This is a genomic window from Roseovarius ramblicola, from assembly GCF_042430665.1.
GTDB classification, from domain to species: Bacteria; Pseudomonadota; Alphaproteobacteria; order Rhodobacterales; family Rhodobacteraceae; genus Roseovarius; species Roseovarius ramblicola.
The window spans coordinates 31,572-45,362 of record NZ_JBHMEC010000003.1 but is presented as its reverse complement, the minus strand read 5'-3'; the positions used below and the strand labels follow the sequence as shown (position 1 = coordinate 45,362).

The window sequence follows — 13,791 nt, the reverse complement described above, 5'->3', positions numbered from 1 at the left end:
GCCACCGCTTTTGAGGAAGGTGGTGCAAACGAGCGGGGGAGCGGATCATGGACAATGCGCGCCGGATGTCACTGGGCATCCTTCTGATGATCGGGTTCTGCGTGCTGGCCCCGTTGCAGGACAGTTTTGCCAAGCTGATCGGCGGCGCGGTCGCGGTGGGTCTGGTGGCGGCGACGCGATTCCTGTTCCAGTCGGGGCTGCTCCTGCCCGTGGCGCTGGCGTTTGGCTGGCTGCACTGTCCGGGGCGGGGCGAGGTCGGGCTGCACCTGCTGCGCGGGGCACTTCTGCTGGTGGCCACCGCATTCTTCTTCAGCGCGCTGCGCTTCATGCCGATCGCCGATGCCATCGCCATCTTTTTCGTCGAACCGTTCATCCTGACGCTGCTGGGCGGCCTGCTGCTGGGCGAGCCGATCGGCCCGCGCCGCTACATCGCTTGCGGCGTCGGGTTCGCGGGGGCTTTGCTCATCATCCAGCCCTCGTTCCGGGAGGTGGGCGCGGTGGCGTTCCTGCCGTTGGTGACGGCGCTGTGTTTCGCCTTTTACATGATCCTGACGCGGCGGATGGCGACGCGGATGCACCCGATCACGTTGCAGGTCTATACCGGGTTGGCCGCGCTGGCGCTGGCCGTGCCGCTGCTCTGGGCGTTCCACGGCAGCGGCTTTGCGCCGCTCGACGCAAGCTGGCCCGCGCCGGAGATGCTGCGCCTGCTGGTGGCGCTGGGGGTGGTGGCGACGCTGAGCCATGTCTGCCTGAGCTTCGCGCTATCGCTGGCCCCTGCGTCGCTGCTGGCGCCGCTGCAATACCTGGAGATCGTCAGCGCGACGGTGCTGGGCTTCTACATCTTCGGCGATCTGCCCGACGGGCTGGCGGTGGCGGGGATCGTGCTGATCGTGGCCTCTGGCCTCTTCGTGTTCCTGCGCGAGCGGCACCTGGAACGACGGCCTACCCCGCAGCCCTGAGCCGCTTGCGCGCGGTCACCGGGCCGTCGCCCTGCGCCTCGATGCGGGCGATGGCGTCGTGCAGCGGCTCGTATGCCACCGCCATGTGATGGGCGTTGGCGTGGAGCAGCGTGCCGGGGTCCGCGACCCAGCCGACGTGGCCGCGCCAGAAAAGGAGATCGCCGCGCCCGAGCGTGGCGTCCTCGGGGAGCGGCGCGCCCAATGCGGCCTGTTGCTCGGCGCTGTCGCCGGGGCAGGGGATGCCGCAGGCGAGGCAGGCCACCTGCACCAGCCCCGAACAGTCGATGCCAAGCGCGGAATTGCCGCCCCACAGGTAGGGCGTGCCGATGAGCCGCCCGGCCACGGCGACGGGATCGGTCTCGGGCACATCCAGCGGGGCGAGATGGGCGCGCGGGACGAAGCCGTGCGGCGTCTCGGCAAAGCGGTCCGCCGCGCCCCGCACCAGCAACCGCGCACCGAGGCTGAGCATCGCGCGCTCTTGTGTCTTGAAATCAGGAGCGGGGTAGAGGTGGGTGGCGCGCGCGCAAACCCGGTGCGTCACCGGCGTGTCAGGGGTGAGCGCGGCCTCGGGGACGAAGCCGGGATAGCCGTCGCGCCGGGCGCGCACCCGGAGCCAGCCGGGGGGAGATCCCCGGGTCAGGCCCGAGGATGACGGGGGGGCGGGCGCGTCGGTCAGATCCACCGCCTCGCCCATCAGGAGTTGCCGGTCGCGCGGGCCGTTCGGCGCGCGGCTGAGATCGACCAGCGGCCAGCCTATGAGGCGCGTCCCGGTCACAGCCCCAGCACCTCGGGCAGCGCCTCGAGCAGCGCCCGCGCGCCCATGCCGACGCCGCCCTTGGGCCGCGCGGAGGCAGGCTTGGGCTGCCAAGCGTAGATGTCGAAATGGGTGTAGGGCAGGCCGCCCGCAAAGCGGCGCAGGAACAGCGCGGCGGTGATCGAGCCCGCCATGCCGCCCGAGGGCGCATTGTCGAGATCGGCGATGCCCGGCTCGATCATCGCCTCGTAGGGGGCGTGAAACGGCATCCGCCAGACCGGATCGGCGACGCGGGCGGCGGCGGCGTCGAGCGCGGTGGCGAGGTGCGAATCGTCGGTGTAGTAGGGCGCGAGATCGGGGCCGACGGCGACCCGCGCCGCGCCGGTGAGCGTGGCCATCGAGATGATCAGGTCGGGCGTTCCCTCGGCGGCCAGGGCCAGCGCGTCGGCCAGCACCAGCCGCCCCTCGGCATCGGTGTTGTTCACCTCGACCGTGAGGCCGTTGCGCGCGGTCAGGATGTCGCCGGGGCGAAAAGCCGTGGCGCTGACCGCATTCTCGACCACCGGGATCAGTACCCGCAGGCGCAGGGGCAGGCCGAGCGCCATGATCATGTGGGCAAGGCCCAGCACCGTGGCGGCACCGCCCATGTCCTTCTTCATCAGGCCCATGCTGCTGCCGGGCTTGAGGTTGAGCCCGCCGGTGTCGAAGCACACGCCCTTGCCGACGAGGGTGAGCGCGGGCCCCGCGTCGCCCCACGCCATGTCGATGAGGCGCGGGGCCTGCGCGGCGGCGCGCCCGACGGCGTGGATCATCGGCAAGTTCCGCGCAATCAGGTCGCCGCCGCGGATCACCTCGGCGCGGGCACCGAAGCGGGCGGCGAGATCGGTGCAGGCGGTTTCCAGCGCGTCGGGCCCAAGGTCGGCGGCGGGGGTGTTGACGAGGTCGCGGGTGAGCGCCTCGCCCGCGGCGATCACCTCGAGCCGGGCGGCCTCGACGCCCGCGGGGGCGGCGAGGCGCGCCTTGGCGGCGTTCTGTGCGCGGTAGCGGTCGAAGGCGTAGTGCGACAGCAGCCAGCCGAGCGCCTCGACCTCCGCCGCCTCGGGCGGCAGCCCCTCGATGCGGTAGGTGCCCTCGGGCAGGGTGGCCGCCGCGCCAGCGAGGTGAAAGCGGCCCCGCGCGCGGCTCGCCCCGGTGCCGTAGCCCGCCACCGCGAGGCCGACGCCGCCCGCGCCGTCGGGCACCGGCGCGGCCTGCCCGAGCGCGGCGGTGAAGCCGGTGGCGCGCAGCCAGCTTGCGGTCGCCTCCGGCTGCGCCGCGAGCCATGCCTCGAGGCCGTCCTCGGCGACGACGTGCAGCGGGATGGCGGGGGTGCCGGGATCGGCAAAGGTGAGGGGCATCGGTGCTCTCCGGGACAGGTCTTTGGGCATAGCCTAGCGGGGATCGCGCCGCCTGCAAGCCCCTGTCACGGAAGGCTCAGAATGCGCCGTCCTGCATGTCCCATATCTCGCAGAGCGAGCGTTCGGCGGTGCGCAGAAGGCGCGCGAATGTGGCGCCGAGCGCGGTGCCGTCACCCGCGTCGATGCAGCCGGTCACGTCGCGCGCCACCCGCGCCATGAGCGGCATGCCGACCTCCTCGGCCATGCCGACAAGGCCGCGGCAGCGCTTGCGCATGTCGGCGAAGCGCGCGGCGCGGTAGTCGCGCTCGGCGCGGGCGAGCCGCGCGGCGATTTCCTCGAGCGCGCGGCAGACCACGTCCTCTGCCCCGCGCGTGCCGAGTTGCATGTAAAGCGCTTCGAGCCGGTCGGCATCGAGACGCACCCGCTCTGCCGGTTGCAAGGCCGTCACCTGTTCCACTGTGTCACCCACTGTCGTTTTCCCGCGCCCCCACGGACGGGTGCAGGATGGCGCGTAACGGTTCCCAAATGGTTGCCGGGCGCGGCAATTCTCTCTCGAATTCTGCGAAAATACCGTTTAATCGGAGCAGAACCCGCCGATGTGGAGACGATCATGGATCATGCGCGCCCCCTGCCGTCCTACCTGGTGCAGCGCTACCACGGATGGCGCGCCACCGGCTATGCCGAGAATCAGGCGTGGTATCGCCACCTTGCCGAGCAGGGGCAGCACCCGCGCGCAATGGTGATCTCGTGCTGCGACAGCCGCGTCCACGTCACCTCGATCTTCGGGGCCGACCAGGGCGAGTTCTTCATCCATCGCAATATCGCCAACCTCGTGCCGCCCTTCGAGACCGATGGCGGGCAGCACGGAACCTCGGCGGCGGTGGAATACGCGGTGAGCGCGCTGAGGGTGGCGCATATCCTGGTGATCGGCCATTCCGCCTGCGGCGGTGCCAAGGGGTGTCAGCAGATGTGCTCGGGCCAGGCGCCCGAACTTGAGGAAAAGACCAGCTTTGTCGGTCGCTGGCTGGAGATCCTGCGCCCGGGTTTTGAGCGGGTGAAGGACGAGAGCGATACGGCGGCGCAGCTCTCGGCGCTGGAGCGGCAGACGGTTGTGGTGTCGCTGGAGAACCTGATGAGCTTTCCCTTCGTGTCCGGGCGGGTGGCGGCGGGCGCGCTGTCGCTGCACGGGCTGTGGCACGATATCGGCTCGGGCGCGCTGGAACAGTATGACGCGGTGCGGGGCAGCTTCTCGCAGCTTTGACGGGCGCTTCGCCGGGGGCGGCAGAGACCGGGCTTGCGCGGGGGCGCAAGCCCGATCTTGCGCCGGGCAGGCCATGCGTGGCGCAGCAATTTCTTGTTTTCCGAAAGTTATGCGCGTATAGTTCGCGTTATGGGGGCATGTAGAACGATCGAGAGGATCGCGTCGTGTTCCCGTTTTCCCATCATGTGTGCACTCGACGACTGACCGAGGCCGGATGCGCGCGCTGCGGGGCCTCCGGCCTTGTCGAGGGCACGGCGCTGCGCGTGCGCGGCGGCTGGCGGCGGGCGGAGCAGATCGACCGCCACGATCACCTGCACGTGTTCCCGAAAGGGCGGATGAAGCCCGAAGAGGTGACGCGCGAAAGCATCTGGCTCGACCCGGTGGATTGCCCCGCGGTGGTGCACCCGCTCGCGGTGCCGCCGCACGCGTTGGGCAATCGCGAGGCGTTCCTGCTGCAACAAGATATGCGCGTGCTGATGCACGATCCCGGCCTGCGCCCGCATCTCGGGACGGGGCATGTCACCATCCGGGCGGGTGATCTGACCGGCTTTCGCGGCATCACGCCTGCGGACCCACCCAAGGGCGCAGGTTTGATCCGGCCGATCTTTGCCGCCGAGGAATACGTGCTTGTCGCTGGTGGAGCGTGGATCCAGTGCCCACCATCCATGCGCGTGCTAGACCCCACTGCCGTGGATGACGGCTTGCGCTCGGTGATCGGCGGGCGCAAGATCCGCCATCTCGATGCCGAAGAGGCCGACGCGTTCCTCGCCGCGCAGGAGAGCCGCGACCACGAAGCCCCGCGCGCTTCGGCGCCCCGCTGATCCGGCGCCGCACCCGACAGGCACGGCGCCGGGCCATGTGGCTCAGGCTGCCTGTGCCTCTTGCCCGAAGCGGGCGTAGAACCCCTGTCCCTTGTCGGCCATCTCGCGCAGCAGCGCGGGTGTGGTGAAGCGGGGCCCGAACTTCTCGGTCAGTTGGTTGCAGCGCTCGGCGGCATAGGGCGTGCCGATGATGTCGAGCCAGGAGAACGGCCCGCCCGACCAGGGCGCAAAGCCCCAGGCGAGGATCGCGCCCACGTCGCCTTCGCGGATGTCCTCGAGCACGCCTTCCTCCAGCGCGCGCACCGCTTCGAGCACCTGCGCGAACATCAGGCGGTGCTGCACCTCGATGAGGTCCGGTTGATCCTCGGCGCGCGGGTATTTGGTGGCGAGGCCCTCCCAATACCCCAGACGCTTGCCCTTGTCGTCATAGTCGAAGAACCCGGCATTGGCCTTGCGGCCAAGCCGTCCTTCGCCTTCCATCCAGAAGATGACCTCGTCGACGGCCTCGTCGGGATAGTCGTCGCCCATCGCCGATTTGGTCGCCCGCGCGATCTTGGCCCCCAGATCAATCGAGGTCTCATCGACCAGTTGCAGCGGCCCGACCGGAAAGCCCAACTGCCGCGCCGCGTTGTCGATCAGCGCGGGGGCCACACCCTCGGCCACCATGCGGATACCCTCGTTGATATAGGGGATGATGCAGCGGTTGGCATAAAAGAACCGCGCGTCATTCACCACGATGGGCGTCTTGCGGATTTGCCGCACGTAATCGAGCGCCTTGGCGACGGCGCGCGGCCCGGTCTGCTGCCCCTTGATGATCTCGACCAGCATCATCTTCTCGACGGGCGAGAAGAAGTGGATGCCGATGAAATTCTCAGGGCTGTCGGACGCCTTGGCCAGTTCCGTGATCGGCAGGGTCGAGGTGTTGGTGGCGAAGATGCAATCCTCGCCCGCCTCGGCCAGCGCCTTTTTCGTGGCCTCGGCCTTGACGGCAGGGTCTTCGAACACCGCCTCGATGATCAGGTCACAGCCCTTGAGCGCCGAATACTCGGTGGTGGCGGTGATGAGATCGAGCGCGGCCTGCTTTTTCTCTTCGGTCGCCTTGCCGCGCTTGATGCCCTTGTCCATGTAATCGACGGTGTAGGCTTTGCCCTTGTCGGCGGCCTCCTGTTTCTGGTCAATGAGGACCACCTGCATCCCCGCCATGGCCGAGACAAGCGCGATGCCCGCGCCCATCATGCCCGCGCCCATGACACCGACCTTTTTCACCCTCTGATCCGGCACATCGGGGCGGTTGGCGCCTTTCTCCAGGGCTTCCTTGTTGATGAAGAGCGAGCGGATCATGGCGCTGGAACTCGGGTCCATCAGGACATGGGTGAACCAGCGCGCCTCGATCTTCAGCGCCGTATCGAACGGCACAAGCGCCCCCTCGTAGACGGCGGACAACAGCGCCTTGGCGGCCGGGAACGCGCCTTGGGTCTTGCCGTTGACCATGGCCGACGCGCCCACGAATGTCATGAAGCCCGCCGGATGATAGGGCGCGCCGCCGGGCATCTTGTAACCCTTCTCGTCCCACGGCTTGACGATACTCGGGCCGGACAGCACCCATTCGCGCGCCTTCTCGATCAGTTGATCGGCGGGCACGACCTCGTCCACCACCCCGGCGGATTTGGCCTTTTTCGGGTCGTTCAGCTTGCCCTCGAGCAGGAGCGGCGAGGCCGACATCGCGCCGAGTTTGCGGACCAGCCGCGTGGTGCCGCCCGCGCCGGGAAAGATGCCGACCATGATCTCCGGCAGGCCGATCTTGGCCGATGCGTTGTCGGCGGCAAAGATCCGGTGACAGGCCAGCGGGATTTCCAGCCCGATGCCAAGCGCCGTACCGGGCAGGGCGGCGGCAATCGGTTTGCCGCCCTTGTTCTTGTCGTCCATGCCCGCGCGCTCGATCTTGCGCAGGATGGCGTGCATGCCCATCACGCCCTCGAAGAGCCCCTTGGCAGGCTCATCGCCCGCGTCGTCGCGCATCTTGGCGATGATGTTGAGATCCATGCCCCCGGCGAAAGACCCCTCCTTGCCGGAGGTCAGGATCACACCCTTGACGGCATCATCCGCGAGCGCGTCGTCAATCAGCGCCTCAAGGTCGAGAAAGCCCTGTTGGTTCATCACGTTCATGGACTTGCCGGGCACGTCCCAGGTGATGATCGCGACGCCGTCGGCGCCCTTTTTCATGGTGAAATCGGTCATTGTCGCTCTCTCCCCTTACACGCGTTCGATGATGGTGGCAGCACCCATGCCGGAGGCGACGCAGAGCGTGGCAAGGCCCACACCCTTGCCGCTGCGCTCCAGCTCATCGAGAAGCGTGCCGATGATGATCGCCCCCGAGGCCCCGAGCGGATGGCCCATGGCAATCGCCCCGCCATTGACGTTGAGGCGTGAGTGATCGACGTCGAACGCCTGCATGAAGCGCAGGACGACGGCGGAAAACGCCTCGTTCACCTCGAAGAGGTCGATATCCGAGATTGCCATGCCGCTGTCTGTCAGCGCCTTTTCGGTGGCGGGCACCGGGCCGGTCAGCATGATCGTTGGATCGGTGCCGATCTTGGTGGTCTGGCGGATGCGGGCGCGGGGGGTGAGCCCCCATTTTTCGCCGAACGCCTTGCTGCCCACGAGCACACCCGCTGCGCCGTCCACGATACCCGAGGAGTTACCGGCATGGTGGATGTGGTTGATCGCCTCAAGGTGCGGGTATTTCAGCTTGGCCACGGCGTCGAAGCCCGGCATCACCTCGCCCATATCCTTGAAACTGGGCTTCAAGGATCCGAGCGATTGCATGTCGGTGCCGGGGCGCATGTATTCGTCACGATCAAGGATCGAGAGGCCGTTCTGATCCTTGATCTCGACGATCGAGCGGTCAAAGCGGCGGTCCTCCCAGGCGGCGGCGGCGCGGCGCTGCGATTCCACGGCGAGCGCGTCGGCATCATCGCGGCTGAACCCGTATTCGGTGGCGATGATATCCGCTGAAATCCCCTGCGGCACGAAATAGCTGTCCATGGCGATGCTGGGATCGACCGCAATCGCCGCCCCGTCGCTGCCCATAGCGACACGGCCCATCATCTCGACCCCGCCCGCGATATAGCCGTCGCCCGCGCCGGCGCGCACCTGATTGGCGGCGAGGTTCACGGCCTCCATGCCACTCGCGCAGAAGCGGTTGATCGACAGGCCCGGAATCCGCTCGTCCAGATCCGAGGCCAGCACGGCGGTGCGCGCAAGGCACCCGCCCTGTTCCATCACCTGCGTGGCGTTGCCCCAGATCACATCCTCGACGGCATGACCCTCAAGCCCGCTGCGCTCCTTGAGCGCATTGAGCATCTGCGCCGAGAGCCGCGCACTTGTCACCTCGTGCAGTGCACCATCCTTACGGCCCTTGCCGCGGGGCGAGCGCACCGCGTCATAGATATAGGCATCTGTCATGTTTATCTCCTGTGTCATTGCCGGTCCGACGGATTGCCGGGCATCAGCGCATAAGGGTGTTTCCAGCCGGGCAGGCCCTCGATATTCGAGAGCCAACGGTCGATCTCAGACCAGTCATTGCGGTCGAAGCCGAAGGGCTCGGGGTAGAAGAGATAGCCGCAGCAGCTCAGATCGGCATTGGTGGGGGCGTCGCCCACGATCCAGTCACGGCCCGCCAGATGAGCGTCGAGCGCGGTATAGGCGGCCTTGAGTCGCCCCTGCATGAAGCCGATCACCTCCGCCGGGCGCTTCTCCTCGGGCAGGAAGTTGATCAGGAACCGTGTCATCCCGGCCTGAGAGCTCAGCTTGTGATTGTCCCAGAACATCCAGCGCATCACCTCGCGCGCCTCCTCCGGCGTCTCACCGCCGAATTTGCCTGTCTTCTCAGAGATGTACATCTGCATGACGCCCGATTGCGTCAAGGTCGTGTCGCCGTCCACCAGCACCGGCACCTCGCCCATTACGTTGAGTTGACGAAACGCCTCGCCGCGCGTCTCACCGCCGAAGAAATCAACGAACACAGGCTCCCAGTCGAGATCGGAAAGCTCCAGCGCCAGCGCCGCCTTGTAGGCATTGCCGCTCTCGCCGAAGCAGTGGAGTTTGATGGTCATGGTGCGGCTCCCGGTTGCGGTGTTGGATTTGGATATTTTTGGCAAGATGAAGCAGGGGGCTGTTCATCATTGATTAGGTTTAATGCGCTTTGATGGCATGGCGTCACAGGCTGGGAAGCCGATGGACGTGCAAGGTGAAGCCCTGTCGCAGCGCCTGATGCCAATTGGCCCGCGCGCGCGGCAGGGTGGACCTCTGCCCCTTCATCTTGCCCCAAATATCCCCGCCGGAGGCATCCGGCATGTGCCATATGTGCCACCGCCCGGACCATCACAGCGCCCTCGCGATCAGCTCTTTCATGATCTCGTTGGTGCCGCCATAGATGCGCTGCACGCGGGCATCGGCCCACATTTCGGCGATGTCGTATTCCTGCATGTAGCCATAGCCGCCATGCAGTTGCAGGCACTCGTCCAGCACCTCGCCCTGCGCATCGGTCAGCCAGTATTTCGCCATCGCGGCCTTTTCGACGCTCAGCTCACCGCGCATGTGCTCGGCAATGCATTCATCCATGAAGGCCCGGCAGACGGCGGTCCTGGTCTGGCATTCGGCCAGCTTGAATCGGGTGTTCTGGAATTGCAGGATCGGGCCGCCAAAGGCCTGGCGCTCCTTGCAATATGAAATCGTGCGCTCGACCGCGCCCTCCATCGCGCCCTGCGCGCCGCAGGCGATGATGAGGCGTTCCTGCGGCAGTTGCTCCATCATCTGGTAAAAGCCGCGCCCCTCCTCGCCGCCAAGGATGTTTTCGGGCGGGATTTCCACATTGTCGAAGAACAATTCCGAGGTATCGCCCGCGTGCAGCCCGACCTTTTCAAGGTTGCGCCCGCGCGCAAAGCCGGTGGCGCCCTCGGTCTCGACCACGACGAGCGAGGTGCCCTTGGCCCCCTCCTTGGGGTCGGTCTTGGCGGCGACGATGATCAGGTCGGCGTGCTGTCCGTTGGTAATGAACGTCTTTTGCCCCGAGAGACGCCAGGCGTTGCCGTCGCGCACCGCGCGGGTCTTGATCCCCTGCACGTCCGATCCGGCGGCGGGTTCGGTCATGGCCAATGCGCCGACCATCTCGCCCGAGACCATTTTCGGCAGCCATTTACGCTTTTGCTCGTCGGAGCCATAGGCAAGGATGTAATGCGCCACGATGCCGGAATGGATCGGGTTGCCCCAGCTTGCCAGATTGGCGCGGCTCTGCTCGAGGCAGATCACCGCCTCGTGCCCGAAATCGCCGCCCGCGCCGCCGTATTCCTCGGGGATCGAGGGGCACAGAAGGCCCAATTCGCCCGCCTGCTGCCAGGTTTCGCGGTCCATGATGCCCGCCTTGCGCCAGCGCTCGTAATGCGGACGCCATTCATCATTGATGAATTTCGCCGTCATCTCGCCGAGCATCCGGTGCTCGTCCGTCATCCATGTCATCGCCGGGCCTCCCGTCCCTGAATGGTCAGCGTTTGCGCGCCTCAAGCTCCGAATTGAAGATGCGCAACCGGTGCGCGAAGGCATCCTCGTCGATCACGCTGTCGAAATTCTCGAAGAGGAAGGACAGCGCCTCGCCCTCGTCGAGCCCCGCCTCGGCCGCGAAGCGGCGCAGCCGGCGGTAGCCGTCCTCGGTCATCGCCGCGTTGAAGCGGCGCGTCAGGCGAAAGCGTTTCGGCATCTGTCCCTCCTCCGCGCGGGGTGGGTGCCAACCCACCCTGTTTCAGAACGCCTCGGCGTCGAGCGCCATCACCGGCTCCGCACCGCTCTCGATGCGCGCCAGATGCAGGGCAGTCGCGGGCAGGCGACGCTTCATGTAGAAGCGCCCCGTGGCCAGCTTGGTCTTGTAAAACGCCTCGTCCGGGGTGCCCGCCTCCAGCGCGGCATGCGCCGCCCTGGCCATCCGCGCCCACATCAGGCCAAGGCAGACATGGCCGAACAGGTGCATGAAGTCGTAGGACCCGGCAAGCGCCGCGTTGGGGGTCTTCATGCCGTTCTGCATGAAGAAGGTGGCGGCCGCCTGAAGGTCCTTGGACGCCGCCTTGAGCGGGTCGAGGAAGTCCTTTTTCAGCGCCTCGTCGCCCTCGTTCTCCTTGAGGAAAGTCTTGACCACCTCGAAGAATGCCATGACATGTTTCCCGCTGTCCTGCGCCAGCTTGCGCCCGACCAGATCGAGCGCCTGCACGCCGTTCGCGCCCTCGTAGATCATGGCGATGCGGGCGTCGCGGGTGAACTGCGACATGCCCCATTCCTCGATATAGCCGTGCCCGCCATAGACCTGCTGCGCCAGCACGGTCATGTCGTAGCCCTCGTCGGTGAGGAACCCCTTGATCACCGGCGTCATTAGCGAAATGAGCCCCTCGGCGGCGGCGTCATTGCCGCGATGCGAGCGGTCGACGAGTTCCGCGCCCCAGAGCATGAAGGCGCGCGCGCCCTCGATGAACGATTTCTGATCCATCAGCGAGCGGCGGATATCGGGATGCACGATCAGCGGGTCGGCGGGGCCGTCGGGGTTCTTGGCCCCGGTCACGTCGCGGCCCTGAAGCCGGTCCCTGGCGTAGGTCAGTGCGTTCTGGTAGGCGATTTCGGCCTGTGCCAGCCCCTGCATCCCGGCGCCGATCCGGGCCTCGTTCATCATGGTGAACATGGCGCGCATGCCCTTGTGCTCCTGCCCAAGCAGGTAGCCCGTGGCACCGTCATAGTTCATCACGCAGGTGGAATTGCCGTGGATGCCCATCTTTTCTTCGATCTTGCCGCAGGAAACGCCGTTGCGGTCGCCGAGGCTGCCATCCTCCTTCACCATGAATTTCGGCACGATGAAGAGCGACACGCCCTTGATCCCTTCGGGCCCGCCGGGGATCCTGGCCAGCACCAGGTGAATGATGTTGTCGGCCATGTCATGCTCGCCCGACGAGATGAAGATCTTCTGCCCGGTGATCTTGAAGCTGCCATCATCCTGCGGCTCGGCCCGGGTGCGCATCATGCCCAGATCGGTGCCGCAATGCGGCTCGGTCAGGTTCATGGTGCCGGTCCACTCGCAGGCGGCCATCTTTGACAGGTAGGTCTCTTTCTGCTGGTCGGTACCATGGGCGAGGATCGCCGAGGCTGCAGCATGGGTGAGGCCCTGATACATGGTGAAGGCCTGATTGGCCGCCGAGAACATCTCGGCCACCGCCGTGCCGAGGATGTAGGGCATGTCCTGCCCGCCATATTCCTCGGGCAGGTCGAGCGCGGTCCAGCCGCCCTCGCACACCTGGTCAAACGCCGCCTTGAAGCCCGTGGGCGTCCGGACCACGCCGTTTTCCAGAACGCAGCCTTCGGTATCGCCCACCGGGTTGAGCGGTGACAGCACTTCCGAGGAAATCTTGCCCGCCTCTTCGAGGACCGCGCTGGTGAAATCGCGGTCAAGCTCGGCGTAGCCGGGGATGTCCTGCTCTGACACGTCGAGCACGTCATGCAGGATGAACTGCATGTCGCGGGTCGGTGCGGTGTAGCTTGGCATCTGGTTGGGTCTCCCTCAATGAATCGCCCTTGCCGGTATCACCCGGCGGCGTCGTGGTTGTCCTTGAGCGAGGCGAGCATGCGCTCGCCCCATGTCATCTGTTCGCGCAGGTCGGCGATGGCGGCGTCTAGATCGGCGCGCTGACGCTCCATGTCGGCGAGCCGTTCGCGGGCGACCTCGTAGGCGGCGGCGATCTGGCCGTGCTGCTGGTCGCCCCGGTCGTAGAGGTCGAGCAGCTTGCGCAGATCCTCGAGGCTGAAGCCGAAACGCTTGCCGCGCAGGATGAGCTTGAGCCGGGCACGGTCGCGCCGGGTAAAGAGCCGCCGCTGGCCCTGCCGGACGGGCGAGAGCAACTCCTTGGATTCGTAGAAGCGCAGGGTGCGCGGCGTCACATGATACGCGTCGCACATCTGCCGGATTGTCATAACGTCATCGGTCATCGCGGGGCCTCTTGCGGATCGCCTGGTGACAATCTGCGCGTCCGGTCCCACCGTTACAACAAGCGTGCGGCTTTACGTAATCGCTACGTCACGTCACTTTGAAGTTGACGTAAGATAAGGCAAGGTCAGGCGTTCGGCAGGGTAATTTTCTTAGCGCCCGGTCACCCGAGGCTGGCTGCTGTCTCGTCGCGTAGCGTGCGGAGTTCGTCCATCGCCTCGTCGATCTGGCGGCGCTGTTCGGCCAGTTCGGCAAGCTGGCGGTCGGCCAGGTCGATCCACTGGCGCATCTGCGCCTCGGTACCTTCCTTTTCGTAAACGAGCAGCCATTGCCGGATCTCCTCGAGCGCGAAGCCGAATTTCCGCCCCCGCAGGATCAGGGTCATGCGCGCGCATTCGCGCGGACCGTACCAGCGCGCACGCCCCTCGCGCTCGGGCTGCAACAGCTCGATATATTCGTAATACCGCAGGGTGCGCGGCGTCACGTCGAACTTCGCGCACATCTCCTTGAAGCCGAGTCGCGTCTGGATCATTCGCTCGCTCCCTGTTGCGGGTCCGAGCTTATGCCTGTTGCGCGCCGCGTCAA

At 66.5% G+C, this 13,791-nt stretch carries 14 protein-coding genes; 3 read left to right on the top strand and 11 right to left on the bottom strand.

Annotated features, from left to right (window positions below):
- The first annotated feature begins 47 nt into the window (after positions 1–47).
- Entirely contained in the window at positions 48–959 is a 912-nt protein-coding gene (locus ACFFU4_RS01795; RefSeq protein ID WP_377066445.1) for a DMT family transporter, read from the top strand.
- On the opposite strand, the gene ACFFU4_RS01790 is transcribed toward ACFFU4_RS01795, so the two are convergent.
- The 3 genes from ACFFU4_RS01790 to ACFFU4_RS01780 all read right to left on the bottom strand — a co-directional run bounded on the left by ACFFU4_RS01790 (position 943) and on the right by ACFFU4_RS01780 (position 3,579).
- Complete coding sequence (locus ACFFU4_RS01790) at positions 943–1,734, bottom strand: C40 family peptidase (protein WP_377066443.1); 792 nt, start codon at positions 1,732–1,734, stop codon at positions 943–945. The genes ACFFU4_RS01795 and ACFFU4_RS01790 overlap by 17 nt on opposite strands.
- On the bottom strand, positions 1,731–3,110 hold the full coding sequence (locus ACFFU4_RS01785; protein WP_377066441.1) for a leucyl aminopeptidase family protein: 1,380 nt from the start codon (positions 3,108–3,110) through the stop codon (positions 1,731–1,733). Before ACFFU4_RS01785 ends, ACFFU4_RS01790 begins: the two co-directional genes overlap by 4 nt.
- Before the next feature lie 76 nt (positions 3,111–3,186).
- On the bottom strand, positions 3,187–3,579 hold the full coding sequence (locus ACFFU4_RS01780; RefSeq protein WP_377066439.1) for a hypothetical protein: 393 nt from the start codon (positions 3,577–3,579) through the stop codon (positions 3,187–3,189).
- A 141-nt stretch (positions 3,580–3,720) separates the two neighbouring features.
- Between ACFFU4_RS01780 and ACFFU4_RS01775 the strand changes: the two genes are divergently transcribed.
- Both ACFFU4_RS01775 and ACFFU4_RS01770 read left to right on the top strand, forming a co-directional pair.
- Complete coding sequence (locus tag ACFFU4_RS01775) at positions 3,721–4,371, top strand: carbonic anhydrase (protein ID WP_377066437.1); 651 nt, start codon at positions 3,721–3,723, stop codon at positions 4,369–4,371.
- A 164-nt stretch (positions 4,372–4,535) separates the two neighbouring features.
- Complete coding sequence (locus ACFFU4_RS01770) at positions 4,536–5,192, top strand: hypothetical protein (RefSeq protein ID WP_377066435.1); 657 nt, start codon at positions 4,536–4,538, stop codon at positions 5,190–5,192.
- 42 nt (positions 5,193–5,234) lie between these two features.
- On the opposite strand, the gene ACFFU4_RS01765 is transcribed toward ACFFU4_RS01770, so the two are convergent.
- The 8 genes from ACFFU4_RS01765 to ACFFU4_RS01730 all read right to left on the bottom strand — a co-directional run bounded on the left by ACFFU4_RS01765 (position 5,235) and on the right by ACFFU4_RS01730 (position 13,738).
- Positions 5,235–7,430, bottom strand: coding sequence for a 3-hydroxyacyl-CoA dehydrogenase NAD-binding domain-containing protein (locus tag ACFFU4_RS01765; protein ID WP_377066433.1), 2,196 nt, complete (start codon positions 7,428–7,430; stop codon positions 5,235–5,237).
- 15 nt (positions 7,431–7,445) lie between these two features.
- The gene (locus ACFFU4_RS01760; RefSeq protein ID WP_377066431.1) at positions 7,446–8,657 is read right to left on the bottom strand and encodes an acetyl-CoA C-acetyltransferase; all 1,212 of its coding nucleotides are present in this window, start codon (positions 8,655–8,657) and stop codon (positions 7,446–7,448) included.
- Between the two features lie 14 nt (positions 8,658–8,671).
- Complete coding sequence (locus ACFFU4_RS01755; RefSeq protein ID WP_377066429.1) at positions 8,672–9,307, bottom strand: glutathione S-transferase family protein; 636 nt, start codon at positions 9,305–9,307, stop codon at positions 8,672–8,674.
- Positions 9,308–9,575: 268 nt separating this feature from the next.
- Positions 9,576–10,709, bottom strand: a complete 1,134-nt coding sequence (locus tag ACFFU4_RS01750; protein ID WP_377066427.1) for an acyl-CoA dehydrogenase family protein — start codon at positions 10,707–10,709, stop codon at positions 9,576–9,578.
- 25 nt (positions 10,710–10,734) lie between these two features.
- On the bottom strand, positions 10,735–10,947 hold the full coding sequence (locus ACFFU4_RS01745) for a hypothetical protein (RefSeq protein ID WP_377066425.1): 213 nt from the start codon (positions 10,945–10,947) through the stop codon (positions 10,735–10,737).
- Between the two features lie 42 nt (positions 10,948–10,989).
- Positions 10,990–12,768 carry an acyl-CoA dehydrogenase C-terminal domain-containing protein gene (locus tag ACFFU4_RS01740; RefSeq protein WP_377066423.1) on the bottom strand — a complete coding sequence of 593 codons (1,779 nt, stop codon included), beginning with the start codon at positions 12,766–12,768 and terminating at the stop codon, positions 10,990–10,992.
- 38 nt (positions 12,769–12,806) lie between these two features.
- Positions 12,807–13,208 (bottom strand): MerR family transcriptional regulator, encoded by a 402-nt coding sequence (locus tag ACFFU4_RS01735; protein ID WP_377066421.1) that lies wholly within the window; start codon positions 13,206–13,208, stop codon positions 12,807–12,809.
- A 161-nt stretch (positions 13,209–13,369) separates the two neighbouring features.
- The gene (locus tag ACFFU4_RS01730; RefSeq protein ID WP_377066419.1) at positions 13,370–13,738 is read right to left on the bottom strand and encodes a MerR family transcriptional regulator; all 369 of its coding nucleotides are present in this window, start codon (positions 13,736–13,738) and stop codon (positions 13,370–13,372) included.
- Positions 13,739–13,791: the final 53 nt, after the last annotated feature.